This is a genomic window from Fusobacterium mortiferum ATCC 9817 (genome assembly GCF_000158195.2).
Taxonomy (GTDB): domain Bacteria; phylum Fusobacteriota; class Fusobacteriia; order Fusobacteriales; family Fusobacteriaceae; genus Fusobacterium_A; species Fusobacterium_A mortiferum.
Window position 1 is genome coordinate 71,836 of the sequence record NZ_GL987991.1, and the last position, 24,126, is coordinate 95,961.

40 protein-coding genes and 1 pseudogene are annotated in these 24,126 nt (G+C 25.9%); 23 read left to right on the forward strand and 18 right to left on the reverse strand.

Features of this window, described 5'->3' with window-relative positions:
* Positions 1 to 79: 79 nt before the first annotated feature.
* From FMAG_RS06860 to FMAG_RS13305, 11 genes are all read right to left on the reverse strand, one after another.
* Positions 80 to 259, reverse strand: a complete 180-nt coding sequence (locus FMAG_RS06860; protein WP_005885362.1) for an AbrB/MazE/SpoVT family DNA-binding domain-containing protein — start codon at positions 257 to 259, stop codon at positions 80 to 82.
* Between the two features lie 453 nt (positions 260 to 712).
* Positions 713 to 928 carry a hypothetical protein gene (locus tag FMAG_RS06865; protein WP_005885363.1) on the reverse strand — a complete coding sequence of 72 codons (216 nt, stop codon included), beginning with the start codon at positions 926 to 928 and terminating at the stop codon, positions 713 to 715.
* The gene (locus tag FMAG_RS14275; protein WP_040493862.1) at positions 925 to 1,224 is read right to left on the reverse strand and encodes a sigma factor-like helix-turn-helix DNA-binding protein; all 300 of its coding nucleotides are present in this window, start codon (positions 1,222 to 1,224) and stop codon (positions 925 to 927) included. The genes FMAG_RS06865 and FMAG_RS14275 overlap by 4 nt, the downstream gene beginning before the upstream one ends.
* 24 nt (positions 1,225 to 1,248) lie before the next feature.
* Complete coding sequence (locus tag FMAG_RS06875; protein ID WP_005885365.1) at positions 1,249 to 1,602, reverse strand: VRR-NUC domain-containing protein; 354 nt, start codon at positions 1,600 to 1,602, stop codon at positions 1,249 to 1,251.
* Positions 1,599 to 1,733, reverse strand: coding sequence for a hypothetical protein (locus tag FMAG_RS14095; protein WP_005885368.1), 135 nt, complete (start codon positions 1,731 to 1,733; stop codon positions 1,599 to 1,601). Before FMAG_RS14095 ends, FMAG_RS06875 begins: the two co-directional genes overlap by 4 nt.
* Positions 1,726 to 2,475, reverse strand: a complete 750-nt coding sequence (locus FMAG_RS06880; RefSeq protein WP_005885371.1) for a DNA-methyltransferase — start codon at positions 2,473 to 2,475, stop codon at positions 1,726 to 1,728. Before FMAG_RS06880 ends, FMAG_RS14095 begins: the two co-directional genes overlap by 8 nt.
* 177 nt (positions 2,476 to 2,652) lie before the next feature.
* Complete coding sequence (locus FMAG_RS06885; RefSeq protein ID WP_005885373.1) at positions 2,653 to 2,865, reverse strand: hypothetical protein; 213 nt, start codon at positions 2,863 to 2,865, stop codon at positions 2,653 to 2,655.
* A gap of 128 nt (positions 2,866 to 2,993) precedes the next feature.
* The gene (locus FMAG_RS06890) at positions 2,994 to 3,245 is read right to left on the reverse strand and encodes a hypothetical protein (protein WP_005885375.1); all 252 of its coding nucleotides are present in this window, start codon (positions 3,243 to 3,245) and stop codon (positions 2,994 to 2,996) included.
* Entirely contained in the window at positions 3,246 to 3,521 is a 276-nt protein-coding gene (locus tag FMAG_RS06895) for a nucleoside triphosphate pyrophosphohydrolase family protein (protein ID WP_005885377.1), read from the reverse strand.
* Positions 3,522 to 3,531: 10 nt separating this feature from the next.
* Positions 3,532 to 4,527, reverse strand: coding sequence for a hypothetical protein (locus tag FMAG_RS13300; protein WP_005885379.1), 996 nt, complete (start codon positions 4,525 to 4,527; stop codon positions 3,532 to 3,534).
* A complete protein-coding gene (locus tag FMAG_RS13305) occupies positions 4,527 to 5,189 on the reverse strand; it encodes a GIY-YIG nuclease family protein (protein ID WP_005885381.1) in 663 nt (220 codons plus the stop codon). Before FMAG_RS13305 ends, FMAG_RS13300 begins: the two co-directional genes overlap by 1 nt.
* Positions 5,190 to 5,725: 536 nt before the next feature.
* On the opposite strand from FMAG_RS13305, the gene FMAG_RS06910 reads away from it, so the two are divergent.
* A complete protein-coding gene (locus FMAG_RS06910; RefSeq protein WP_005885383.1) occupies positions 5,726 to 6,004 on the forward strand; it encodes a KTSC domain-containing protein in 279 nt (92 codons plus the stop codon).
* Here the strand turns inward: FMAG_RS06910 and FMAG_RS13670 are convergent.
* Entirely contained in the window at positions 6,001 to 6,177 is a 177-nt protein-coding gene (locus FMAG_RS13670) for a BC1881 family protein (RefSeq protein ID WP_005885385.1), read from the reverse strand. The genes FMAG_RS06910 and FMAG_RS13670 overlap by 4 nt on opposite strands.
* 98 nt (positions 6,178 to 6,275) lie before the next feature.
* Here FMAG_RS13670 and FMAG_RS06915 point away from each other — a divergent pair, with 98 nt between their 5' ends.
* Positions 6,276 to 6,458: a hypothetical protein gene (locus FMAG_RS06915; protein ID WP_005885387.1), complete on the forward strand. Its 183-nt coding sequence runs from the start codon at positions 6,276 to 6,278 to the stop codon at positions 6,456 to 6,458.
* A gap of 22 nt (positions 6,459 to 6,480) precedes the next feature.
* Here FMAG_RS06915 and FMAG_RS06920 read toward each other — a convergent pair whose 3' ends face one another.
* Positions 6,481 to 6,660 (reverse strand): hypothetical protein, encoded by a 180-nt coding sequence (locus FMAG_RS06920; protein WP_005885389.1) that lies wholly within the window; start codon positions 6,658 to 6,660, stop codon positions 6,481 to 6,483.
* Positions 6,661 to 6,690: 30 nt separating this feature from the next.
* Positions 6,691 to 6,882 carry a winged helix-turn-helix domain-containing protein gene (locus tag FMAG_RS06925; protein WP_040493865.1) on the reverse strand — a complete coding sequence of 64 codons (192 nt, stop codon included), beginning with the start codon at positions 6,880 to 6,882 and terminating at the stop codon, positions 6,691 to 6,693.
* A 158-nt stretch (positions 6,883 to 7,040) separates the two neighbouring features.
* Between FMAG_RS06925 and FMAG_RS06930 the strand changes: the two genes are divergently transcribed.
* On the forward strand, positions 7,041 to 8,264 hold the full coding sequence (locus tag FMAG_RS06930) for a DNA cytosine methyltransferase (protein WP_005885393.1): 1,224 nt from the start codon (positions 7,041 to 7,043) through the stop codon (positions 8,262 to 8,264).
* 5 nt (positions 8,265 to 8,269) lie between these two features.
* On the opposite strand, the gene FMAG_RS06935 is transcribed toward FMAG_RS06930, so the two are convergent.
* From FMAG_RS06935 to FMAG_RS06945, 3 genes are read right to left on the reverse strand one after another with little or no spacing between them, the layout of a single operon-like run.
* A complete protein-coding gene (locus FMAG_RS06935) occupies positions 8,270 to 9,310 on the reverse strand; it encodes a response regulator (RefSeq protein ID WP_005885395.1) in 1,041 nt (346 codons plus the stop codon).
* Positions 9,311 to 11,431, reverse strand: coding sequence for an ATP-binding protein (locus tag FMAG_RS06940; RefSeq protein ID WP_005885397.1), 2,121 nt, complete (start codon positions 11,429 to 11,431; stop codon positions 9,311 to 9,313).
* A gap of 23 nt (positions 11,432 to 11,454) precedes the next feature.
* Positions 11,455 to 12,147: a LexA family transcriptional regulator gene (locus tag FMAG_RS06945; protein ID WP_005885398.1), complete on the reverse strand. Its 693-nt coding sequence runs from the start codon at positions 12,145 to 12,147 to the stop codon at positions 11,455 to 11,457.
* 284 nt (positions 12,148 to 12,431) lie between these two features.
* Here FMAG_RS06945 and FMAG_RS13825 point away from each other — a divergent pair, with 284 nt between their 5' ends.
* The 19 genes and pseudogenes from FMAG_RS13825 (at position 12,432) to FMAG_RS07015 (ending at position 22,649) form a co-directional block, all read left to right on the forward strand.
* Positions 12,432 to 12,569 (forward strand): hypothetical protein, encoded by a 138-nt coding sequence (locus FMAG_RS13825; RefSeq protein WP_005885399.1) that lies wholly within the window; start codon positions 12,432 to 12,434, stop codon positions 12,567 to 12,569.
* The gene (locus FMAG_RS14100; RefSeq protein ID WP_005885400.1) at positions 12,566 to 12,691 is read left to right on the forward strand and encodes a hypothetical protein; all 126 of its coding nucleotides are present in this window, start codon (positions 12,566 to 12,568) and stop codon (positions 12,689 to 12,691) included. Before FMAG_RS13825 ends, FMAG_RS14100 begins: the two co-directional genes overlap by 4 nt.
* Positions 12,676 to 12,855, forward strand: a complete 180-nt coding sequence (locus FMAG_RS06950) for a hypothetical protein (RefSeq protein ID WP_005885401.1) — start codon at positions 12,676 to 12,678, stop codon at positions 12,853 to 12,855. The genes FMAG_RS14100 and FMAG_RS06950 overlap by 16 nt, the downstream gene beginning before the upstream one ends.
* 234 nt (positions 12,856 to 13,089) lie before the next feature.
* Positions 13,090 to 14,217, forward strand: a complete 1,128-nt coding sequence (locus FMAG_RS06955) for a lambda-exonuclease family protein (RefSeq protein ID WP_005885402.1) — start codon at positions 13,090 to 13,092, stop codon at positions 14,215 to 14,217.
* Positions 14,218 to 14,622: 405 nt separating this feature from the next.
* A complete protein-coding gene (locus FMAG_RS06960; protein ID WP_005885404.1) occupies positions 14,623 to 15,606 on the forward strand; it encodes a recombinase RecT in 984 nt (327 codons plus the stop codon).
* Between the two features lie 35 nt (positions 15,607 to 15,641).
* The gene (locus tag FMAG_RS06965) at positions 15,642 to 15,902 is read left to right on the forward strand and encodes a hypothetical protein (protein ID WP_005885406.1); all 261 of its coding nucleotides are present in this window, start codon (positions 15,642 to 15,644) and stop codon (positions 15,900 to 15,902) included.
* A 111-nt stretch (positions 15,903 to 16,013) separates the two neighbouring features.
* On the forward strand, positions 16,014 to 16,295 hold the full coding sequence (locus tag FMAG_RS06970) for a type II toxin-antitoxin system RelB/DinJ family antitoxin (protein ID WP_005885408.1): 282 nt from the start codon (positions 16,014 to 16,016) through the stop codon (positions 16,293 to 16,295).
* A gap of 5 nt (positions 16,296 to 16,300) precedes the next feature.
* Positions 16,301 to 16,572, forward strand: a pseudogene (locus tag FMAG_RS13585) (type II toxin-antitoxin system YafQ family toxin).
* A 151-nt stretch (positions 16,573 to 16,723) separates the two neighbouring features.
* A complete protein-coding gene (locus tag FMAG_RS13590) occupies positions 16,724 to 16,909 on the forward strand; it encodes a hypothetical protein (RefSeq protein ID WP_040493868.1) in 186 nt (61 codons plus the stop codon).
* Positions 16,910 to 17,027: 118 nt separating this feature from the next.
* A complete protein-coding gene (locus tag FMAG_RS14105) occupies positions 17,028 to 17,153 on the forward strand; it encodes a hypothetical protein (RefSeq protein WP_005885409.1) in 126 nt (41 codons plus the stop codon).
* Positions 17,153 to 17,668 carry a Rha family transcriptional regulator gene (locus FMAG_RS13595; protein ID WP_005885410.1) on the forward strand — a complete coding sequence of 172 codons (516 nt, stop codon included), beginning with the start codon at positions 17,153 to 17,155 and terminating at the stop codon, positions 17,666 to 17,668. The genes FMAG_RS14105 and FMAG_RS13595 overlap by 1 nt, the downstream gene beginning before the upstream one ends.
* Positions 17,637 to 17,768, forward strand: coding sequence for a hypothetical protein (locus tag FMAG_RS14110; protein WP_261660767.1), 132 nt, complete (start codon positions 17,637 to 17,639; stop codon positions 17,766 to 17,768). Before FMAG_RS13595 ends, FMAG_RS14110 begins: the two co-directional genes overlap by 32 nt.
* Positions 17,769 to 17,821: 53 nt before the next feature.
* Entirely contained in the window at positions 17,822 to 18,016 is a 195-nt protein-coding gene (locus FMAG_RS06985) for a hypothetical protein (protein WP_005885411.1), read from the forward strand.
* Positions 18,016 to 18,507, forward strand: a complete 492-nt coding sequence (locus tag FMAG_RS06990) for a hypothetical protein (RefSeq protein ID WP_005885412.1) — start codon at positions 18,016 to 18,018, stop codon at positions 18,505 to 18,507. Before FMAG_RS06985 ends, FMAG_RS06990 begins: the two co-directional genes overlap by 1 nt.
* Positions 18,508 to 18,933, forward strand: a complete 426-nt coding sequence (locus FMAG_RS06995) for a hypothetical protein (RefSeq protein ID WP_005885414.1) — start codon at positions 18,508 to 18,510, stop codon at positions 18,931 to 18,933. It abuts the gene before it with no gap.
* Positions 18,902 to 19,147 carry a hypothetical protein gene (locus tag FMAG_RS07000; RefSeq protein ID WP_005885416.1) on the forward strand — a complete coding sequence of 82 codons (246 nt, stop codon included), beginning with the start codon at positions 18,902 to 18,904 and terminating at the stop codon, positions 19,145 to 19,147. Before FMAG_RS06995 ends, FMAG_RS07000 begins: the two co-directional genes overlap by 32 nt.
* 2 nt (positions 19,148 to 19,149) lie before the next feature.
* The gene (locus FMAG_RS07005; RefSeq protein WP_005885417.1) at positions 19,150 to 19,365 is read left to right on the forward strand and encodes a hypothetical protein; all 216 of its coding nucleotides are present in this window, start codon (positions 19,150 to 19,152) and stop codon (positions 19,363 to 19,365) included.
* A 226-nt stretch (positions 19,366 to 19,591) separates the two neighbouring features.
* Positions 19,592 to 21,025 (forward strand): recombinase family protein, encoded by a 1,434-nt coding sequence (locus tag FMAG_RS07010; RefSeq protein ID WP_005885419.1) that lies wholly within the window; start codon positions 19,592 to 19,594, stop codon positions 21,023 to 21,025.
* A 391-nt stretch (positions 21,026 to 21,416) separates the two neighbouring features.
* Entirely contained in the window at positions 21,417 to 22,649 is a 1,233-nt protein-coding gene (locus tag FMAG_RS07015; RefSeq protein WP_005885420.1) for a Fic family protein, read from the forward strand.
* 139 nt (positions 22,650 to 22,788) lie between these two features.
* Here FMAG_RS07015 and FMAG_RS14115 read toward each other — a convergent pair whose 3' ends face one another.
* Positions 22,789 to 22,971, reverse strand: a complete 183-nt coding sequence (locus FMAG_RS14115) for a BREX protein BrxB domain-containing protein (RefSeq protein WP_050795441.1) — start codon at positions 22,969 to 22,971, stop codon at positions 22,789 to 22,791.
* A gap of 437 nt (positions 22,972 to 23,408) precedes the next feature.
* On the opposite strand from FMAG_RS14115, the gene FMAG_RS07025 reads away from it, so the two are divergent.
* Positions 23,409 to 23,675, forward strand: a complete 267-nt coding sequence (locus FMAG_RS07025; RefSeq protein WP_005885421.1) for a hypothetical protein — start codon at positions 23,409 to 23,411, stop codon at positions 23,673 to 23,675.
* Positions 23,676 to 24,126: the final 451 nt, after the last annotated feature.

Genomic DNA, 24,126 nt, shown 5'->3' on the forward strand with positions numbered 1-24,126 from the left:
TGGTTATGTTTTTTGTGAAAATTTTGCTGAAAATAAAAAAACCTAGTAAATACTAGGCTTTTAAGTAATAAAAAATTTTTTATTTTTTTTCAATTATAATTTTATTATCTTCAAATTTAACTATTACTTCTCTTTGGTCTGGAGTTACTCCCATTTGAGCTATCCAAGTTTTAGGAAGGCTTATTTTATTTGTATAATTACCTTTTCCATCATTATTGAACATTATTTTTAATTCTCTCGTATCCCCTTTTAAATTCATAGTTTTCCTCCCTTGACTTTTTGTTAAAAAAATCTTATAATTAAAGTACCAAAAAAACATTGTGAAAAAAATAAGAGTTTTCTTAAGTAATTTTGAGAGCTCTTATTTTTTTTTATTCTTAAACCATTTGTAAATTCTATAAGAGAACTCAATAATTTTTAATATTACAAGTATTGTAACTGCAATTTTAAACCAATCCATTTTTACACCTCCTTAATCTAAGGGGAGGGAGGGGGAATATTACTTCCCTTTAAACCTCCTAAACTCTTTGATTACCCATCTGATAATTTTTATTGCATAATCAAATGATGTTATTATCAAGATGATTTTCTCCAAGTTCTCCCAAAAAAACATTGTTGCATTTTTTCCTCCCTCCTTGTATATATTATATTACGGATACCGTTAAAAGTCAAGAGATTTTTTAATTTTGGCATAAAAAAAGAAGCCTTTTCTCTAAAGCTTCTCAATGATAATTTTCCATTCTCTTTTACTACAATTCTCAATCATCTTAATCTTTATTTTTCCTTGAGCTTCTAAAAAATTAAGATACAGCATATATGGATTGAAGTTAATTTTTTCTCTTTTATCTGTGAAAGAGATTTCTTCTATCTTGGAGAGAGAGTTGTAAATAATCTCTATCTTATCTTCATCAGTTAATTTATCTATCATAAATCCTCCATTTTCTTACTTATTTTCCTTATCTTTTTATTAGCTCTATAAAGGTAATTTCTACTGGTAGTCCTTTTTATATTAAGTAATGTAGCAATTTCTCTGTGATTAAGTCCTTTATAATGAAAGAGTTTATATACTTCAACCTCTCTACAAGACAAGCTGTACCTATTAAAGATACAGCTCATCATAGCATTTTTAATTTTTTTCTTAGCTTGTAAGAGTTCGCTCTCTTCCCTATGAGAGAATACAGAGTCGCCATTTAGAAAATCTTTGAAGCTCATTTGAGAACTCATATTAAGTATTCCCTCCCTTTTCTCCTATGCACTCTTTAAATACTTATCTAGTATGTTCTTAACTTCCTCATAACTTCTAACTACATAATAGTCAGCACCATTTTTTATAAATTTTTCTTGAATCTCTTTTTGCTCCTTACTTTGTTTTCCTGTAGGTGTTTTAACTTCCAAACCTATAGTTTTTCCATTGATAATTACCCATATATCAGGAATACCTTTCTTTGCTCCAAAAGGTAAACTTCTAAATCCAATTACTTTACCTTTACTATCTTTATTTACTGGAGGAATATTATTAGTTCTATTAAAAAATAGTTTTCCTTGAGTTTCAAGGATTTCTAAATATCTAATTATAGTTGATTGAATATCTGTTTCTCTCATCTAGTTTCTACCTCCTGATATCCTTCACAGCTTGGATATTGTTCATCAATATAATCTCCTCGTTGACCACAATAAGCTTTATCATTCCCCTCTGGATATAGACAATGCTTACAAGTTACACATTTATTCATTTACTACCTCCAATCTATTTATGGCCAGTTTAAAATAATCTTTATCTATTTCTATTCCAATAAAATTTCTATTAAGATTTTTACAAGCTATTCCAGTACTTCCACTTCCCATAGTAAAGTCTAAAACTAAACTTTTTTCATTAGAATATGTTTTAATCAGATATTCTAATAGCTCCACAGGTTTTTGTGTAGGATGTACCATTACACTTGGATGAGGTTTCTTAAAATTTAAAATACTTCTAGGAAATTTCATATCTCCATATTTTTTAGAATTATCTTCTTGTATGAAATTATTATAATTATTATTAATTTTAGGAGCTATAGTATTTCCAGTTGAATTATTTTGCTTTCCTTTAAATTTTTGTGGGTTATAAATAGGTAGCTTTTTATAAAAAACTAAAATGTCTTCATGTGATGATAAAGGCATTTTATTAGCATTTAGGAATCCACTTGGATGCTCTTTATTCCATATCAAACTATATCTGTATTCTTCTTCATTAGATAAAATAAGTTTAGCACTAAATATTCCTTGTCCAAATAAGATAATTGGAGTATTATCTTTTCTAAGTTTTTTTAGTCTATTCCACATATCATCAAAAGGAATTACATAGTCCCATTTATTTTTAGTTTTTTGGTATGGAGGGTCTGTTATAATTAAATCAACTTTTATACCTGCTTCTATAAGCTTATCCATAATTTCAAGACAATTTCCATTATAAAGTTGGATATTCTTTATTTCCAAAATTGCCACCACTTTTTATTATTTAGTTTATCTATTACAGAATAAAGGATATTATTCTTTTCTATTAAGTCCTCTCTATCCTCTCTTAAATTTTTAGTTGTATTTTGAAGTATTTTTATATCATTAGAATATACTTGATTAGTTTTTTCTAATTCTACTTTCTCTTCTTGTAATACTTTAACTTTTTTTCTTTAGAATATCAACTTCAGTATCTAATCCTGGATTAACTAATTTGCCTTGAGAAATAGAGGCATAGTGTTTAGTTATTTCAACAAGAGCTTTTCTACACTCCTCTATAGATTTTAAATTTCTAGTAGTAATTACTTTTATTCCTAATCTTTCTTGAAGTTCAGTAATTTCAGATTTCAATATATCTCTTCTGTTATCCATAATTTCTCCTCTCATTTTTTATTTATTTTTGGGGTGTATTATCCCATAGTAAAAACTTACAAGTACAAGTATTCCTAACCCAATTTCATATAACCACCTCTTTAACTGGAAGTCTTAAGATTCTTTTCTTACTTTGTTTTTTCATCTTCTACCTCTACAAATACGACGCTGTTACCGTCTTTTCTGAATAGTATATCACACTCGGGTATAGCCCCGATTTTTTCTAATGCAACACATAACGACCCACTATAATTTTTAGAATGGTAAAATATACAACCTTTACAACTTGTGTCTGTTTCTGCCAATTTTACTATTATTTTTTTATTTCCCATTTTAAAAATTTTTCCTGCTTTTAAATTTTCAAACTCTTCATCTGTCATCTACTCTACCTCTATCCTCTCTAAGTTCCTCATCATTTTTCTTTTATACATTTTCTCAAGGTCTTCATCAGAGAAGTTATAAATCTCTTTCAGAAGTTGTAGGCAGATATAAACATCACATATCTCCTCTTTTATCTCCAATCTTCTCTCATAACCTCTCAAATCCTTGCAAAGTTCTTTCTGTAACTCTGATAATTCTTCAATTACTATCGTTTTGTTGACATCAACACTTTGACTATTTAATATCAAATTTATATTTGGATTATATTTAAGCATATATTCTCCCTTATGCAGTTTTAACTAAAGTTTTCTCAGCTGCCTTTTTTATTTTGTCATAATATTCAATTTTTAAAGCTTCTGTGAATATAGGATTTGAGCAAAATTCTATATAATTCTCAATCATAGTATCATACTCAATTCTCCCCTTCTCATAATCATCAAGAAGCATATTAGCTTTACCAGCTAATTTTTTTCTCAATTCTTTTTCTGTTAGAAGCTTTGTTTCACTAGTTCCAGCTTCCCAATTATCTCTAAGAGCTTTATATATGGCACCTTCTCCCCAAGCTTTTTGTTGAGCTGTGATAAGGACAGACTTTATTCTATCAAGATTTACTCTACCATTTCTTACTAACTCCATTATGTTTTTACAAGTGTCTATACTTATTCCATGACTTTGTAGAGCTGATTTAATTTGATAAATTGTATCTTTTTCTTTACTAGAACTATTTTCAACTGGACTACTACTGCTACTAGTAGAACTATCTTTAGAATCTTGGTCTATCTTATTTAGATTATCTAACTTAGTAGTAGTTATATTTATAGATGAATCTATTATAGATGAATCTTTGTCATGACAATTTGTCATTGGGTCAAATGATATTTTGTCATCTACCTCTAGACAATTTGTCATTTGTTCTGATGACTTTTTGTCATTTGAAGTATATTCAATTAATGAGTCATAAATTTCTCCTAAAGAAATATATAAATATCTTCCTAGTTTACCATTTCTTTGAGATAAAATTTTCTTTTTTAAAATATTCTTTTCAATAAGGGAATCTATTTTTCTAATAAGTGTTCTTTCAGTTCCTAAAATTGGTATTTGTTCTAATAAATATCCATAGGTACACCACATATATTTATCATCATCAAGCATTTTATATTCAAGTTTTTTACTATTACTTGTGTACATATCAGCTATTACTCTAAGTATTAAAGAGGATGACAAATCTATATCATATTCAATTAATTTTTCTTGAGAATATCCATTTATTGTATATTTCATTATTTATCACCTCTTATTTTTATAAAATCACTTTCTTTTTTAAAAGAATATTCTATAGTTAATGTTGTATCATCATTTTCTTTTGAATCTTTATTTAAAATAGGTTTTAATTTTGCTATATAATAAAGTTCTAAAATATGTGTATCTGTTAATGTCTTTGTTAGTTTATATTTTAAATAATATGCTTTTCTTTCCTTAACACTACTAGGAATTCTTTCATTTAAATTTCTGCTTTTTCCAATATAAATAAGATTTTTGTCTTGATCATATAAGAAATATAAACCATAAACTTGAACTAAATCTTCCATTTCTTTTATGAATTCTTCTGATACACTATAATCTTCTTCTTTGAAAATAGTTTTTATATCTCCAAAAATATTTAAATTTAGATTATATTTCTTTATTATTTTCCTTAAATTTACATCACAATAATAAACTTCACTTAATATTGAGATTATTTTTTCTCTATCTAAAGTATTATTTTGTTCAAATTTTAATATTGCCGTAAAACGATTTATTATTGCTTGACAAAGCATATCACCTTTTATAGCTTTATCTACAAAATATTCTAAGACCTTTTTATCCTCCTCTTCTAAATTAATATATTTATTACAAAAATTTAAAAAGTGAAATGGTGTTTGAAAATGAAAATTTTTTCCCATTTTAATTCCTCCTCTGAGGAGCTATGCCACTAGTTCCTCTTATTTTTATCTTATGCCTATCCACCATTCCCTAAGTCCTTTAGAACTAGTGGCTTGGAAATGATGAACAGATATAAAACAAAAACTGTCTTTGATTTTTTTATATTATTTTGTTATAATTAAAGTACCTAGAAACCCGTATAGGTACTTGATAAGTTGTTTGTTTAAGTTCAGAATGGAGGCTCTAATATTTTTATTAGAGCTTTTATTCTCCCTTGAACATGGCAGACAAATAATTTATCAAGGAGATACAGAAATGACTGTAACAATTCAAAATCTAACTATGAATCTTGATGGTGGAGTAATTCTTCTAGGTGGATTACTCATTCTCATTATTGTATGGTTAGTGAGAAAGTACAGATAATTCTGACCTCATACCCTACGGGGTCTTTTTTATTTATGGCAGTTTTACAGTTCTGCCAACTGTTATTTGATTTTATCTCTCCAAAAAGCTATAATATGTTTGCGACTATATTTATAGAAAGGAGGTAAAATCAATGATATTAAGAAAAGACAACTTGGATTCCTCACAAATAAAAGATATTGAGTATAATACCGAAAATCAAACTATGATTGTGAGATTTCAAGACCGTGTATTAAAAAGTGGTATAGTTAGAAAAGGAAAAAGATATTTATATAAAAATGTTCCACAAGAAATTTATGAAATAATTATTTCAGCTAAAACTAATCCTGAGTTTGAATTTTCTCATGGAAAGTGTTTTCATAAGTTAGTTAAAATTCATGAAGAATTATTTCCCTGCACTAAACTTGACTAATCTATAACCACTAATATAGTTGCTGGTCCTTCTAACTCAATAGCATCAGTTTTTAGGATCAGCTTCCATTTTTCATAAGGCTCTAAAAAATAAGTATTTACTCCACCTCGTTTAATTAATTCATCATAAAGTTCTTTTGTTGAATAAGAACTTAGATTATTTTTATTTTTCATTTAATCTCCTTACTAAAAATAAAAAAAAATTTATTAATAACATATTTCTTGCCTTTATTCCTCCAATAATATATACTTTAGGTATGGAGGTTGATATAATGACTTTATTTGAAAAATTCAAAGATAAAACACTTTTTATTACAGTTCAAAATGGAACTTTGTTTCCTACTTATAAGGGAACTATCCTTTCTCAAGTAGAAGATTTCATAGAATTTAAAACTGAGAACAATACTATTTGGATAAACCTTAAATATATTGTTAAGTTTATAGTAGTGGAGTAGAGAGCTTTTATAGCTCTCTATTTTAATTTGCTATTAAGATTAAATAATTTAATGAAACTATAACAAAAGTTCCAATTATTCCTAAAATAAAAGAAATTAATAAAATAAATAATATTTTATTCGTTCTTTTTTTCTTTTTAATAGAAATTTCAAGCTTTTCTATAGTTTTTTGATACTTAGTATTTTCTTTTTTATCTTCCACAGCTCCTCCTTTATACTTTTTGTATAAAAATTATTCAAAAAAAATTGATTTATCTACTTTTATAAAATTTGAAATCAAATTTAACTGATTTTTAGAAAATAATATTTTTCCTTCTTCAAATTTCTTACATTTGTAACTAAAATTTTGTTTTGATAAACCTAATATACTTGCAACTTCTTTACAAGTTTTTCCTTGCTTTTTTATTATATTTTTTAAAATCATTTTATCACCTATAAAAATTATACAAAAAGTATAAGAAAAGTCAAGATAATTTTTACAATTAAATATCAATAACATATAAAAAATTTTAAATTTTACTTTTTTTTTTAAATTTACTTGGTATAATATAAAGATAAATAGTTTTTTAAAAAGGAGGAAATATGAATTGCCTAGATTTATTTTCGGGTGCAGGGGGGCTAACAGAAGGTTTTGTAAGAGCTGGATATAATATTATTGCACATGTTGAAAAAGAATTTTCTGCTTCGTTAACTTTGAAAACAAGAATTGCATATCATTATTTAAAACAAACTAATCAATTAAAAATTTACTATAGTTATTTAAATGATGAAATTTCTAGAGAAAAATTATATTCTCATATTCCTTCTCAACTACTTGATAGTGTAATAAATGAAGAAATAAATGATGAAAGTATTAATGACATTTATAATAAAATAGATATTCTTAGAGGAAATAAAGAAATAGATATTATAATTGGAGGACCACCATGTCAAGCTTATTCACTTATAGGAAGAGCAGCTAGTAAATCTAAAATGGTAGGTGATTCTAGAAAATATTTATATAAGCAATATTTAAAGTTTTTGGAACGTTATAGACCAAAACTTTTTGTTTTTGAAAATGTAAGAGGTATGTTATCATCTAAAGATGAAAATGGAAATAATATATTTGAAAAAATAGTAATTGAAATGAAAGAGATTGGATATAATATTGATTATAAAATATTAGATGCAAAAGATTTTGGTGTTCCACAATCAAGAAAAAGAGTAATTATAATAGGATGGAAAAATGAATTAAATTTTAAATATCCAAATTTTGAAACTATAAAAAATGATATTACTATAAATCAATTATTTGCTGATTTACCAAAAATAAAAGCTGGAGAAAAAATTAATTTTAAAAAGATAGTTCCACAGATAGAAGTTTTATCAAAATTAAATTTATTAGATGATGATTTTAATATAATTTCTCAACATATATCTAGACCTAATAATATAAATGACTTAAAAATTTATAAAATAGCTGTGAATTTATTCAGTGAAGGGAAAACTTTAAAATATACGGATTTACCTTCTTCATTAATAAGTCATAAAAATTTAACTTCATTTTTAGATAGATTTAAGGTTGTTAATGGAAATGGAATAAGTCATACTATGGTTGCTCATATAGCTAAAGATGGACATTATTATATACACCCTGATATTAGACAAAATAGGTCGCTAACCGTAAGAGAAGCTGCTAGAATTCAAACATTTCCTGATAGTTATTATTTTGAAAATTCTAGAACTGCAGCTTTTACTCAAATAGGTAATGCAGTTCCACCATTAATGGCTAAAATAATAGCAGAAAAAATAAAAGAGGCTTTTTAAGCCTCTTATTTATGAATTTCTGGGATTCCTTGTCTACCATAATATTGAGAAAAATTAAAAATTATTTCTTTTAAAAATGTTTCATTCAAGCTACTTTCTCTGTCATAATATTCATTTATTTCAGTTATAGGTAGACATACTAAATCACTAAAATTAATTGCTTGTCCTTCTTCATTGTTTATTGGTAAATATTCATAATAATTTTTATAATTTTTAGATTGCAATAATTTTTTTATATTTTCTTTTTCTTTATTATTAGGATTATTATTTTGATAGATATCATCTATACTTTCTATACCAACAATTAAGACAGAATCTACTTTTCTTTTTCCATTTGCTCTTACTTCTAAATCACATGCAGGAGTTAGAACAATTCTTTTTTTTCCACTGCTTTTTTCAATTAAAATATCTCCTGTGGTTAATTCCTTTTTTAATGGAGGAGTAAAATATATTTCACATGGATGGTATTTAGGTGATAAATGTTTTAATTTTTCACTTATTATTGTTGCACAAAATCTTGACATAATATTTTCTTTTTCTACTGAGTCAAGTTCATTGTTTTTTTGGAGATTTGTAACTAAATTTTCCGAATATTTTAAAAATATTTCATCCATTATTTTATCTAATATTCCTTTTCTATTTAAAATCTTTGTTAATCCCGTGTCATATAACTTTAACAAATCATCAAGAATAGTAATAATGTCTACTTCTCCTCTAGTTATTTTTCTTAATAAAAGTTTTTTATCAGAAAGTTCTTCAATTTCTTCATATGCATCTGGTGTTCCTGATACAATATATATTGGAACTCTTTTTTCATTAAAAATTTTTTTTATAATTTCATTTCCACCAGCTTCTTCACCACTACCTAAATTTAAATCTACTATAACAGCATCAAAATCTTCTTCATTTACAGATTTAAGTCCATCTTCTTTGTTTTTTTTAATTATGGATGTTATATTTTTATTATTCGTTTCATTATATCCCTGTATTTCTTCTTCATATATTTTACATGCTTCATCATCATCTTCTATTATTAATATTCTCATTTATATTTCCTCCATTATTAAGTATGCTCCTTCAGAATAATTCATGATTTGTAACTGAAATCCATTTCTTTTTAAAGCTTCTCCAGCTATTGATAAACCTAATCCTGTTCCATTATTCTTTCTAGTAAAGCCAGGTTCAAATATAATTTTTGACTTTATATCGTCTTCTAAAATTCCAGGGCCACTATCTATTATTTCTATTTTTGCTTTATTATTTTTAGTTTTAAATAAATTTATTATTAATTTTTTAGGTTTTTCCGATTCGTTCATCCAATATAAACTATTTTCTAGTATATTTGTTAAAGCTGTTTGAATTTCAGAATCAACAACTATAGCAGAAATATCTTCAAGATTAGTTTCTAATTTTACTTCTTTAAATTCTGCTTCATATACAGCTAATGATTTCATTATTGTTTCTTTTAAGTTTGTTTCTTTAGAATTTTGTCTTCTTTGACTTGATAACGGTTCTATTGATTTAAATAATTTAGCTATTTTATTAGTCTGTTCTTCAAATTCATTAGTTTTTTGTATAATTTTATTTCTAGACTCTTCTGATTGTGTTTGTAAAAATTTTTTAGTTTCTCTTTTTAAAAAATTACATCCATTTTTGAAAAAACTTATTGGTTTTCTTCCTTCATGTATTATTCTATTTACTATTTTTCCTAATGTTACATGCTTTTCATATTTTACAATTAAATCTTGAATTTTAGTTACATTTTTTAAATCTTCTTTTTCTTTTTCATCTATTATTTTTACTATTTTTTCTTGGGTATCTTCAGACAAATTAGAAGTTACTTTTTTCATATTTTCTCTAAATTTATCAAATTTTCCTAAATTATCAAATAAACTATTTTCGTGAGAATTTTCTTTATTTTCTTGTTTTTTATTTTGGAATTTTTCTATCTCTAATTTAGATAATATTTCTAAAGTAATTATTTTTAAACCTTTAAAATTTTCATCTTCTTGTAATCCATCACGAGCACTTTTTTCAATTAAAAAAGTTTCATCAGATAAAGTAATTATTCCATTTATTTGACTATTACTAACTCTAAAAGTTGGATTTAAATATCTTCTTTTATTTAATTCAAGCCAATCATATCTTTCCTCTCCATATGGTCTTATTCTAAATCTATTTTTATAAATACTTATACCTGAAAGTTCATTTAGTAATTTTCTTACTTCTGCTTTTCCAAGATTTTCATTTTCTTTTTTCAACTCTTCATACATTGAAGATATTACTGATGGCTCTCTATTAAAAACTCTAAATTCTAAACTAAAAGGTCCAGGAAAGTTAGCACCATCTTTAGATAAAATTTTTTCTGTTTCTTCTTTTGATATTTTTTCTTGCTTTAAAAGTTTGTTATTTTCTGAATAAATAGAATAATTTATTACCATATTTTCATCTATATTTGCAATTATTTTATAATCATAATATTCAAATAAATCATATGACAAAATTTCAGTTTTTTCTGTTATTATCTTTGTTTCTTTATCATTAGAAGTATAAATTTCAAAATTTTTAAAAGACAAAAAAACTTTAAATGTATCTTTTAAAGTAGTAACAGGAGATAATAATTTTCGCAATTCTTTTTCTAACTCTAATTTTTTATTTTCACTCCAAATAGAATAATTTTTTTTCTTTATAATCAATTTTGTTCCATTTTTCTCACATGTTTTTTGAGTATTAATATCAAATTCAATTTCATCAAGATATTTATACTTTTTTATATTGTCCCAGTCTAGCTCTAAAGTTGTTTTTTCATTATCTTTAATTGTTTCTAATCTCAAGAAATTTCCTAAAATAGCTACTGAATACCTTCCAAGACCTTTTTCACCAAGAACCCTTCTATTTTTTAATGGACTATATTTATTATTTTTTTTATAACTTGTTGCTGGAACCATCCAGTTATCTTCTACAGTTTTTAAACTCATTCCATGCCCATCATCTTCTATTGTAATAATTAAATCTTCTCCATTTTTTTCTAGATTAATTATTACATTTTCTGCATCTGCGTCATAAGAATTTTTTATTAATTCAACAATTGCTGATATTTCATCTATAATTAAATTTTTTCCAATTGAATCAATTATATTAGATGAAGGTCTAATTTTTTTCTTCATAATTTAAATCTCCTTTAGATTATTTATAAATTTCCTTCATAAATAAATTTTACTGCTCTACCCATAATTTTAAAGTTTTCTGCTTTATTTTTTGAAACATAAATATCATCATATTTAGGATTTATACTTTTTAAAATAATTATTTTTAAATCAGTATTAAAATATATCCTTTTTATAAAAGTTTCTTCATCTAGTTTTACTATATAAATTTTACCTTCTATATAGTCAGTTTGATAGGGATCAACTACTACAAAAGCTCCATCTTGAATTAATGGCTCCATAGAGTTTCCACAAACTTCTATTAAGTAACAATGCTCATGAAATCCATTTTTTCTAATTGTTTTCATATATAAATCTTCACAACAATTAATATAACCATTTCCTGCACTTGCTTTTGCTTTTACTGGAACATTAATAAACTCTTCTTCTATGATAATTGCATTAGACTGAGTATTATTAATTTGAGTTTTTAATTTTTTTAGAGAATCAGGCATCTTATCTCTTGCTAAAATTTTTAAAACTTCTTCTTTTTCTTCGTTGGAAAAATTAAATTTTTTGAAAAAAGCTTCAATAAATTTATAAGACGGACTCCTTTTTCCAGTAGTATAATGACTTATCAAACCAGTGGAATATCCAACTTCTTTTGCAAAATTTTCTATTTTGTATTTATTTTTATCAAGATAATCACTTAAGTATTTTCCAAATTCATTAGACATAATTTCCTCCAGAAATTTTATTTCTATAATTAAATTATATCCTACTTTATACAAAAAGTAAAAAATTACTTGACTTTTATTTATACAAAATGTATAATTTGATTAGAAATAACCTTATGTTTTATTTTTTTAAATAAAAATTATACAAAAAAGTATAAAAACTAAAATAAAAAAAGAGTAGTGCTGCGAACACTACTCTCAAGATGAAAAGTTCTTGGTGGGAACTTGACATCCACATATAAAAATTATATCAAGTTTCCCCTTGAACTGTCAAGGGAGGAATAATGGAAAAGATAAAAATTCCAAAGATAATTGTAGAGATTACTGAAATCAAAGTAGAAGTACCAAAGATTGAAGTTGATACAGAAGAATTGGAAGAAGTAGAAAAGAAAATCAATGAAAATATTAGGGAGGAAAGATGATAGTTAATTTATTAATAATTGCTGGAATAATTGGAATATTTATAAAAGAGTTTGATACATTTAAGACTGCTTTAAGTTATGAGGAAGATGAGGAGGAAGAGAAAGAATGGAATCTAAAATAACAAGCTTAATATTTTTATCAAGAGAGTATAACCAAAGTTCAGATGAAGATATTAATTTAACAGTTGAGGAGGGAAAACCAACAGTATATGTAATGGGAGATAGATACCAAGCTAATACTTGGGAAGAGGTTTTAGACAAAGCAATAAGAACTATTACAAGATGAATTGAAGAAGAGAAAGAAAGTCATAGTAAAGAATATAAAGAAGAGAATGAAATAGCAAAAAAATGGGAACAAATAGCTTGTTAAGGGGTAAAGATGATAGGAATAATTGAAATAATTCTAGTAAGTGCTTTTATGTGGTTTATTGGAGTAATGATGGAAAAATAATTTAAGTTTTAAGGGTAGCTTCCAAAAACTTTGGAAGTTGCTTCTAAAACTTAAAAAGAGGTGGTCTTGATGACTGTAAAAGAGTTAAAAGAAAAAGCTAAAGAATTAGGGTTAAAAGGATATAGCAAGTTAAAAAAAGCTGAATTAGAGGAATTAGTCAATAAAGTTAAATCTGAAAAGAAAGAGTTATCAAAAGAAGATTTAAAAGAGATAGTTCCTCCAATAGTTAAAATCTTTGAATATGAAAATCAAGAAAAATGGCATGAATTAAGAGGAATAGGAATAGGTGGCTCTGATATTGGAGCTATCTTAGGAGTAAACAAATATAAGTCAGCTATAGATATTTACATAGACAAAACAGAGGGTAAAAAACAAGATGGAAATAGATTTACTCACTTTGGCCATAAATTAGAGAAAGTAGTATTTGAAGAATTTCAAGAAAGACACTCAAATATGAAATGCTATAAAGTTCCATACACTATACAAAGAGGAGTATGTGTGGCCAATGTAGATGGAATGGTTTATGACCCTGTAAAAGATAGATATGGAGTATTAGAGTTAAAAACTACTTCAGCATATAACAAAGATGAATGGACAGGAGATACAGTTCCTCAATCATATTATGCTCAAGTACAACATTATTTATATGTTACAGGATTAAACTTTGCTTATATAGCTTGTCTAGTAGGTGGAAATGACTATAAAGAATTTTACATAGAAAGAAGTCTTGAAGATATAGATTATATCCAGGAAAAAGCAACAGACTTTTGGAAAAATCATGTAATGAAAAAAGTTCCACCAATGTTAGATGGAAGTGATAGTTATTCTAAGTATTTATTAGAAAAAGCAGATAAAGAGAATGAAGAAGTTATAGAACTTAATGAATTAAATGCTAAAGCAGAGGAGATAAAAGCTTTAGATGAACAGATAAAGAACTTGGAGCAACAACTAGAGTTAAAGAAACAAGAGATAATATTAGAGCTTAACAATAATCATTGCAATAAAGCTATAAGTAGTGATTATAAGTTTACTATAACAACTCAAGCTAGAAATTCAGTAGATAAGAAACTAATGGAGAAAGAAAATCCAGAATTAGTAGCACAATATAAAGAAGTTGAGAAGAGATATTCTACATCAAAAGAGAGTAAGTACATAAAGATTACTAAAAATACAAAGAAAAATAAAGAGGTGGCTTAAAATCAATAATAAAAAAAGACCCCGTAGGGTATGAGGTAAGGAATTACTTATGATGTTTAATCCAAATTACAACAATGAAAACTATTCCAATTAAAAAAATAGTCCCGCCATCAAAGTTGATAATAGGATTGGAAATAATTATGTTCATTTCCTCAACCTCCTGAAGTGTTATATTCTCATATCTACAAGGCTGTTGACACCTTATAGACATGAAATAAGCTCCCACGGCGGAGTGAGAGCCTATTTCATCAACATTTTTAATAACACTTCAGTTATAAGTCCTACGGGCTAGGTACCTTATATTAATAGTATACCAAAATAATAAGAAAAAGTCAATTTAGACTATATAAATTATACTCTAAGTATTAATTTTTAATTAAGAAAAAGTGCAGGAGGAAAATTAAAATGGCAGAAACAAAGAGAGCAACTAACTCATTAGTAAAAGGATCTAATGGAGCAGTAACAGAGAAAAAACCAAATAAAACAATATATGAAATTATAAAAGCTGGAGAGAAACAGTTTGCTGCTGCTCTTCCTAAACACCTAAATAGTGAAAGATTCACAAGAATAGCTATTACAACTATAAGACAAAATCCTAAATTAGCTGAATGTAATGCTGAAAGCTTATTAGGTAGCTTGATGACAATAGCACAACTAGGATTAGAACCTGGAGTTCTTGGACAATGTTATTTAATACCATTTAAAAATAATAAGCTAGGCACAATAGAATGTCAATTCCAACTTGGATATAAGGGAATGATAGAACTACTTAGAAGAACTGGCCAACTAAGTGATATTTATGCATACACAGTCTATTCAAATGATGAGTTTGATATAGAGTATGGATTAGATAGAACTCTAAAACATAAACCAGCCTTTACTAATCCAGAGGGAAGAGGAGAGATAGTTGGATTCTATTCAGTAGCTATTTTAAAAGATGGAACTAGAGCTTTTGAATATATGACTAAAAAAGAAGTAATAGAGCATGAAGAAAAATATAGAAAAGGGAACTTTAAAAATGAGATTTGGAATAAGAACTTTGAGGAAATGTCTTTAAAGACTGTTACTAAGAAAATGTTAAAATGGTTACCTATATCAGTAGAAATGATAGAAAATCTTAGAAAAGATGAACAAATTCATAAATTAGATGAAAAAACTAATGAGGTAACTTCTGAATATATTGATGAAAATATAATAAACTATGATGAAGATGGAGTAATAGTTGAAGAAAAGCCTACAACAGAGGACATGCAAACACTTATGACTATATCACAAGCAAGTGGAATAGATATAACTAAAAAAGCTAAAGAGCTTTATGGGGTATCTACTTTAGATGATATTAATATGGAACAATACAATGAACTTAAAGAAATAGCTATTAATGGATAGAGGGAGTTCTCCCTCTTCCTTATAGGAGGATTAATATGTTGAATGATATTAAAAAGACTAGTTTTAAATATGACCATGAACTTAAACCTCAATATATAGCAGAAGTAAGAGAACTTGGAGAGTATGAAGGAGAGCCTTGTGTATATATAGTAATGAGAGAAAACTTTCATACTAGAGGAAGATTTAGAGCTATGATTCCAAGTTTAATAGAAAAATGGGGAAATAGGCTTGAGATTAAAAAGAGAGTTGGTAGTAAGTATCTACATATTACACAGGTACAAGCTAGATTAGTATAAGAAGAGTATTGGACATTGGCAAGTAAATAATACTGAGGAAAATAATAACCTTGACTTTATTATCTATTATATGTATAATTAATATATAAAAGATATTAAGGAGGTTTGAAAATGGGAGTATCAGTTATTAATGTAAGATTAGATGATGAAGATAAAAAAGCCTTTAATGAGTTATGTAATGAGTTAGGTTTAAATATGTCAACAGCTTTTAATATGTTTGTCAAATCTATGCTTAGAACAGGTGGATTACCATTTGAGGCAAGAATAGAAAACTATAATGTTGAAACTATAAAAGCTATTCAAGAAACAGAAGATATTATCAATGGAAAAGTAAAACGTCCTACTTATAAAAATACCAAAGAACTTTTTGATGCTCTTGATAAGGAGGATTAAAGTTAATGTTAGAAATCATAACTACTAGTGCTTTTGATAAAGATTATAAACTTTTAAAAAAAGGGGATATAATCTCAAGCTTCTTCAAGAAGTCGTTGAAAAATTAGCAAATGAAGAAGTGTTACCAGCTAAGTATAGAAATCATCAATTAATTGGAAATTATGTAGGATACATGGAGTGCCATATTCGTCCTGATTGGTTATTAATATATAAAATTGAAAAAAATAAATTAATCCTAACTTTATCAAGAACAGGAACTCATAGTGATTTATTTTAAATAATGCAATTAAACCTCAGAAAAATAACTCTGAGGTTTTTATTTACCTAAAAACAAATTTATGGAGTTAGTGGAGTATAATAAAAATTACTTGACAACATTACGTTGGTATGTTAATATTAATTTATGATTAACGTTATGTTGTGAGGAGGTGTTAAAAATAGAAGAACGTAGGTTGAAGGTTACCTTTACTAAATCTGGAGCTGGTAATTTTACACCAAGAACTGCTTTACCTAAAGTATGGTGTGATAAATTAAATATAACTCAAGAAGAAAGAGAAATAATAGTTATATTTGATGAAAAAAATGAGCAAATAATAGTAAAGAAAGCCAAATAATAAAACCCCGTTCAAGACGTTAATCTCAAAACAGGGTTATGCCATATAATATGACCTCAGCAATCATATTATACTGCATTAACTCCATAAAATCAAATGTTTTTAGGAGGATACAGTTATGAGAATTGTAAGAGATGAAAATGGACTATTTAAAGTGGTTCTAAAAGGAATTAGTAAACCATTCTATGTAGAAAGCTATGACTTAGCACTTGAGATAGCTTTTAAAGTTGGAGGTGCTAAGTAATGAATATAACTATTCAAGAGAACAATAAGTATGGTTTAGTAGTGAGTAGTAGAGTAATAGCTAAAGAGTTAGAAAAAAGACATGACCACGTTATCAGAGATTTAGAAAAAATTTTAGAAACCCCAAATGTGGGTTCTCTGATTATTCCTAGCTTTTATAGAACTCAAGGACAAAAAAGAGAGTATAAAGAATATTTACTTACAAAAGATGGTTTCATACTTTATATGTTTAACATTCAAGGGTATCAAGATTTTAAACTTGCTTATATCAATAGATTTAATGAAATGGAAAAGGAACTTAAGAAAAAAGAACAACTTTCTATTGCTTTATATGCTGACAATTTTGAAAATGATATTACTCAATTAAAAGCTAAAGCAAATGCTATTAAAAGAGAAATTTTAGAAAAAAGATTTATCTTAGATGAAAAAATACAATTACTTGATAAAACAGGACTAACTAATCACATGGAAATTTATAGAGTTAATGGAAAGATTTATATTTGTCAAGATGTATAATAAAATTCCAAAAATTGATGTTGAAGTACCTAAAATAGAAGTTGAAGTTCCAATAGTTAAAGTTGATATACCTAAAATAGAAAAAATAGAAGAAGAATAACTATTAATCCTCAGTATTAATTTACTGGGGATTTTTTTATTGGAGGAAATAGAGTGAAATTTAATATAGATAACTTAGAAAAGTATAGAAATAATATCTTGAAAAAGAAAAGAGGATGTAGATTTGATAATAATATATCAATATATTTTATGGCTGGAACTTGGATATTTGCTGTAAGAAATAGAATAAGAATTAGAGAACAAAACTGGGAAGTATTCAAAGGAAAGGTTATTAAGGGGGAATATTAATGGCTAAGTTTGATAATGTAAAAGAAAATAACAGAGTTTGGAGTGTTCAACATGGTTGGGGAACAGTTACTGATTTTTCAGAAGGATATGTTCATTGGTTTTTCCAAGTTAAGTTTGATAATGGCTATGACCAATGGTATTTTCCTGATGGTAGAGCTGAAAAAAAAGATGCTAACCCTACACTATTTTGGAACGAGATTAAACTACCTGCTGAAGAAGAGGACAAAAAACCTTTTGACTTGGTGGAGTTTTTGAAAAAGAATTTAGTTTCTAAAGAATTTAAAGAAGATGACGATAATATATTTTTGAATTATGATTATATAGAAAAACGTATAGATTGGGATTGCAATGAAATAGTTGAAATAATGGGAACTATTTATTTTGAAGATGTAGAATTTGAGAAATTAAATATTCTAGTCAATGAAATGAATGATAGAGGAGTTACACCAGAGCAACTCAAAGAAGCATATAAAAAATTAGGGTGGTTATAAATGACTTTAAAAGAGAAAAGAAAAAAGTATTTAGAGGAAAAGTTGAAAAATAGAGAAATTGATATAAAGTTTTTTATAGCTAGTATTTGTGAGGAGATAAAAAATAAAAAAGAACATATAGAAGATGAATACATAAAAACAGTAGAAGAAAATTTTCGTGTATCTATCTATGACAAAGATATAAAAAGTGTTGATGATGATGTTTTGGATAGATTGGAAAAAGCAGTTAATTCTATTGATTTTGGAGAATATTACATAATATTTAATAATTTTAATGATAGCGGAAGATTATACGAAGTTTATTTTTCTATAAATTTTAAATCTGAAGATAAAGAAAATATCATATCTCAAAATAAGAAAAAATCTTTATTCGATAAAATTAGGAGTTGGTTATATGAGCAAACAAGCAAAGAAAAGAGAAATTAATAAGTATAGAGTTGAAATAGCTAGATTATATTTCATAATAGCAGAACAACAGTTCCTTAATGAAAGTTGGATTGATAAAAATAATGAATTAAGAATACTTATAAGACAGCATAGAGAAAGAGAGCAAAGACTTCAAAGAGAGAATGAACAACTAAAAGCTGAGAACTATAGCTTAAAACATAGAGGATTCTTCAAAAGATTACTTGGAGCTTAATTATGAGAATTAGAAAATCAGGAATAGTATATAAAGCTTGTACTAAAAAGAGGGAGAAAAGGCTCTCTCTTCTCCAAGAACTATGTAGAATAAATTATAAAATAGATAATAAAACTTTAATAGAAAGATTAGGTATATCAAAGACAGAGTTTTATAGGAATTTTAAATCTTTAGCTGATAAATATAGAGAAAATAATAAATGTGAAGCATTATTTTAAAATTTCCCAATTTTATTAAAAATGGGAAAATAAAAGCCATATTCTTAATCATATAAAAATATAAAAAGTCTTAAAATAAATAATTAATCATTTGAAAAAATAATTTTTAATATTATAATTATTAAGGAGGAAACTATGAAAATAAAAGTCATTTTTAATGAAGATAATTATGAAGCTGATTATTATAGAAAAAAATTAATATCTAATATAAAAGAGGTAGAGGATAATGAGAGATTCAAAGAGTAAGACTGTTATTATATACAATAGAGTATCTACCATAATGCAAGATAAAAATGAATCTTTAACAGAGCAAACTGATGAATGTATTCGTTATTGTAAAACTAATGGATATGAAATATATAAAATACTCAAAGATGTAAAGAGTGGAACTAAAGATGATAGGGCAGGATATTTAGAGTTAAAGAAACATATCAGGAGAAGAGATTTTGATATATTAGTAGTCCTAGAAACTTCACGTATAGCTAGAAAAATGAAAGAGCTAGTTTTATTCTTTAGTCTTTTAAATGAAAATAATATAGAATATATCTCAATCAGAGAACCTAACTATAACACTACTACTCCAGATGGAAAATTTGCTATGAATATAAGACTAGGTCTTATTCAATTTGAAAGAGATAATACAGCTGAAAGGGTAACTGATAGATTATATTTTAAAGCTAGTAAAGGACAATGGGTAAATGGTAAACCACCTATTGGATATAAATTAGTAAATAAAAGATTAGAAATTGACGAGGAAAAAGCTGAAATAGTAAAAAATATTTATGAAGATTTCTTAAATGGATATAGTCTTAATCAAATTAATAATAAATTACAGTTTTCTTGGGGAAGTAAACAAGTAAAGAGAATACTAACTAATCCTACTTATAAAGGGTATATAAGATATGGAACTAGAAGTAATAGAAAGAAAAATAATAGAGAAGCTTTTATAGTAAAAGGTTGGCATGAAGCTATTATTCCTGAAGATAAATGGGAAAAAGTCCAAGAGATGTATAAAAGCTTAAATAGAAAAGCTTCTAATACAAAGCCAACATTACTTAGTGGATTATTAAAATGTAAAGAATGTGGAAATAACTATATAAGGAAAAGAGGAGGATCTTATGATAAAAATCTTTATTATGGTTGTAATCTTAATAATTTAAGATATTCTGATAAATTTTTCTATAAAGATATTCCAGAATGTAGTTCTGCAACTATAAAGGGAGATTTACTTGAGAAAGCTGTAATAGATACTTTGAAAAAACAAATTAATGATTTGAATTTTAACGATATTGAGATTGATAAAAAAAGACAAGTAAATATAAAACAGATAGATAGCTCAATAAATAAATTCAAGAATAGGTTAAATAAGATTTATGAACTTTATATAGAAGATGAGATTCCAAAAGATAAATACTTAAAAGATAAGAAAGATATAGAAGCAAGAATAATAAGCTTAGAAAAGCAAAAAAAGAGCTTTGGAGAAATAGAAGTAGAAAAATCTAATAATGAAATGATACAAGAGTATTTTTCTAAAATAGATTTATCTAATATTGAAGAAGCCAATAGAATCCTTAAAATAATAGTAAATAAAATAGTGGTATATAAAAAGAAAAAAACTCCAAAAGATGATTTTGAAGTTGAAATTTATCTAAATATTTAGCTCTACACCAAGAATGTAGAGCTATTTTTTATATTATTATAAAGAGTGTTCTAAAATAGAAGAAAATAAAAACATACACATAAAGACGCACGTAGATACGTGTGTCCCAATAAATTTATTTATCTTTCTATTTTCCATTAAATAATTCTCCTTAATTTCTCTTCTTAGTATCTTATACTAATTATATCATAAATTAATAAATAAATAAATTAGAATTATTCTTTAAAATATTTTTAAATAATTTATAGAATAGTGGAAGAAGGAAAGGTTAAAGTTTAAATATGAGTAGCCAAATAAAAAAAAGAAAGAAAATATATTAAAATTTACTTTTTTTATATTTTAAATTATAGTATAATATAATAATAAATATAATATAGGAGGTTTTTATAAAATGGCTCAATATGAAAGTTTAGAAAAATTACATTTTAAAGGAGAAAATGTAGTTGAGGAATATCAAAAAAGAATTGAGAATTGTTGTACTTATAATACTGAATTAAAAATTTATCCTATATTAAGAGGAGAAAGAGTAGTAAAAGAGCAATATTCTTTATTCTGTTTACCTATAAACGAAATTAATCTTCTCCAAGAAAAAATATTTTTAAATAGTAAGGAGATTATGGAATTAGATTCAGAGTTACCAGCTGCTGCAAAGTTTGCTTGTATCAATGATATTATGACAAATGAAATTACTAAAACTAATGGAATTGAAGGAGTACATTCAACAAAAAAAGAGATATATGAGAGTATGGATCAAAAGAAAACTACTCGTTACTCTGGTATTGTTAATAAATATACTCAGATTATATTAAATAATATTGAAAACATTGATTCTCCAGAACAGATAAGAAAAATGTATGATGATATATTTTCAGAGGATATTTTAAAAAATCCAGAAAATAAATTAGATGGAACTTTATTTAGAAAAGGGAGAATAAATGTTTCAAATGGAGCTAGTAATATACATAGTGGAGACCCTTCAGAAAATACTATAATAGAGCATATTAGCGACTTGATTAAATTTATGAATAGAAAGGATATCCCATCTTTATTAAAAGCTTCTATTGTTCACTATTATTTTGAATATATTCACCCATTTTATGATGGAAATGGAAGATTTGGAAGATTTCTTTTCTCTATGTATTTAGCAAGAAAAGTAGATATTTATACAGGTTTATCTCTTTCTTATTCTATATTTGAAGATAGAAAAAAATATGCTGAACTTTTCTTAAATACTTCAAAAGTAAAAAATTATGGAGAAGTAACATTTTTTGTAATAGGAATGTTAAATTTCATTGTTAATGGACAAGAAAGTATTATACAGATGCTTAAAGATAAGATATTAAAACTTAACTATGCAGAGAAGTATATAGATAGTATAGAAACTTCTTATAGTCTTTCAGAGATTGAATGTAATATATTATTTATCTATATTCAAAACTATATTTTTGCCAAAGAAAATCCATTACCTGATAAAGAATTATTAAAATATGTAAAAGGAATAAAAAGTATTCAAACTTTAAGACGTCATCTAGACAATTTAACAACTTTAGATTTGATTACTTTAGTTTCTAAAAAACCTTTAATAAGAACTATTAGTAATACTATTAAGGAAGTATTGGATTAGAATAATATAAAAAATCCTCAGTAATATTCTACTGGGGATTTTTTATATTATAAATTATCTCTCTAATCTAAAATTTATTTTTTAATCTATCCTGAAAGCTCTGTAATAGTGATTATCCTTAAATCCAAAAACTCTTAAATCAGTAAGTAATAGTATATTTTCCTGGAAAAAATAGAAGAACTTTTGTCTCATTAAAGATAACTTGTAAATTATTTAGAAGAGCGTGTGTTCTAACAAGTGGGAAAATTTTCCCTACTTCTGTTATAATTACAAAATTTTTATCCTTTGATTTTTCTTTAAAATAATTGCATATAACTTCCATATTAAAACTTTTCTTAAGTTTTTCATAAAGAATTTTTGCCTTCTTCTCTCCTCCATTTTGAAAACAGATTCAAATATCTCATCATTTTTTAAACTTTCTACCAATAGTTCAAATAAATCTATCTCAATAGCTTTTAATCTAGCATCATCTTTAAGGCAGGAAGAAGTAGATTTTTTATTGAAAAAGTGTAGAAATACTAATAAAATAGGTAATTATTATAGATTACATAAGAGAAACTTTTGAAAAAAATAAAAAGTTAGAAGAGATTACTCAACGAAGAAAAGGTCTAGTAACAGGGGATAATGATTATTTTACTAAAATTTTGTCTGAAATAAATTATAAAAAAATTGACTTTTTAATTTTAAATCGTGAACAATATGTAGTTTCTGAAAAAATGGTTTCTCTGCTCTAATATATTTATAGATATGAAAAAATAGTTGAGAACTGAATATCTACTTTCTTATCAAGATAAACTAGAGAACTTAAGAGCTTTTTATGAGAGAATAACTTTTGATGATGGTGCTTCTGCTAAAGAAAAGAAACAAGCTGAAAAATCTTTAAAAGAGTTAGATGCAATGTTGAAAGAGTTAAGAGATTATGCTAATGAGATTAAGCATATTGCTGAATTAAAAATTGATCTTGATTTAGATGATGGAGTTAAGGTTAACTATGAGAAATTTGATAAGATGTTGAAGAAGACATAAGTATATGGGATTTGACTTTTTGATATTATTTTGTTATAATTAAAGTACCTAGAAACCCATATGGGTAACTTGCAAAGTTATTTGTTATCAAGTTCAGAATATTAGCCCTAATTTCGATTGGGGCTTTTATTCTGAACTTGAACAAGGTAGAAACCAATATTTTAATAGGAGGTACAGAAATGACTGTAACAATTCAAACAATAAGTTTGAGGTAGCACAGAAAATAAACTTCTGTGTCTTAATAATTATAGTCGTTCTCTGAACTCCTTAATTATTAGAATGGTGGAGTAATTCTTCTAGGTGTATTACTTATTCTCATTATTGTATGGTTAGTGAGAAAGTACAGATAATTCTGACCTCATACCCTACAGGGTCTTTTTTTTAAAGATAATATTATGTTATGGTAGAAAAATTTATAAAATAAAAGTCCCAGATTTTATCTGGGCTTTTA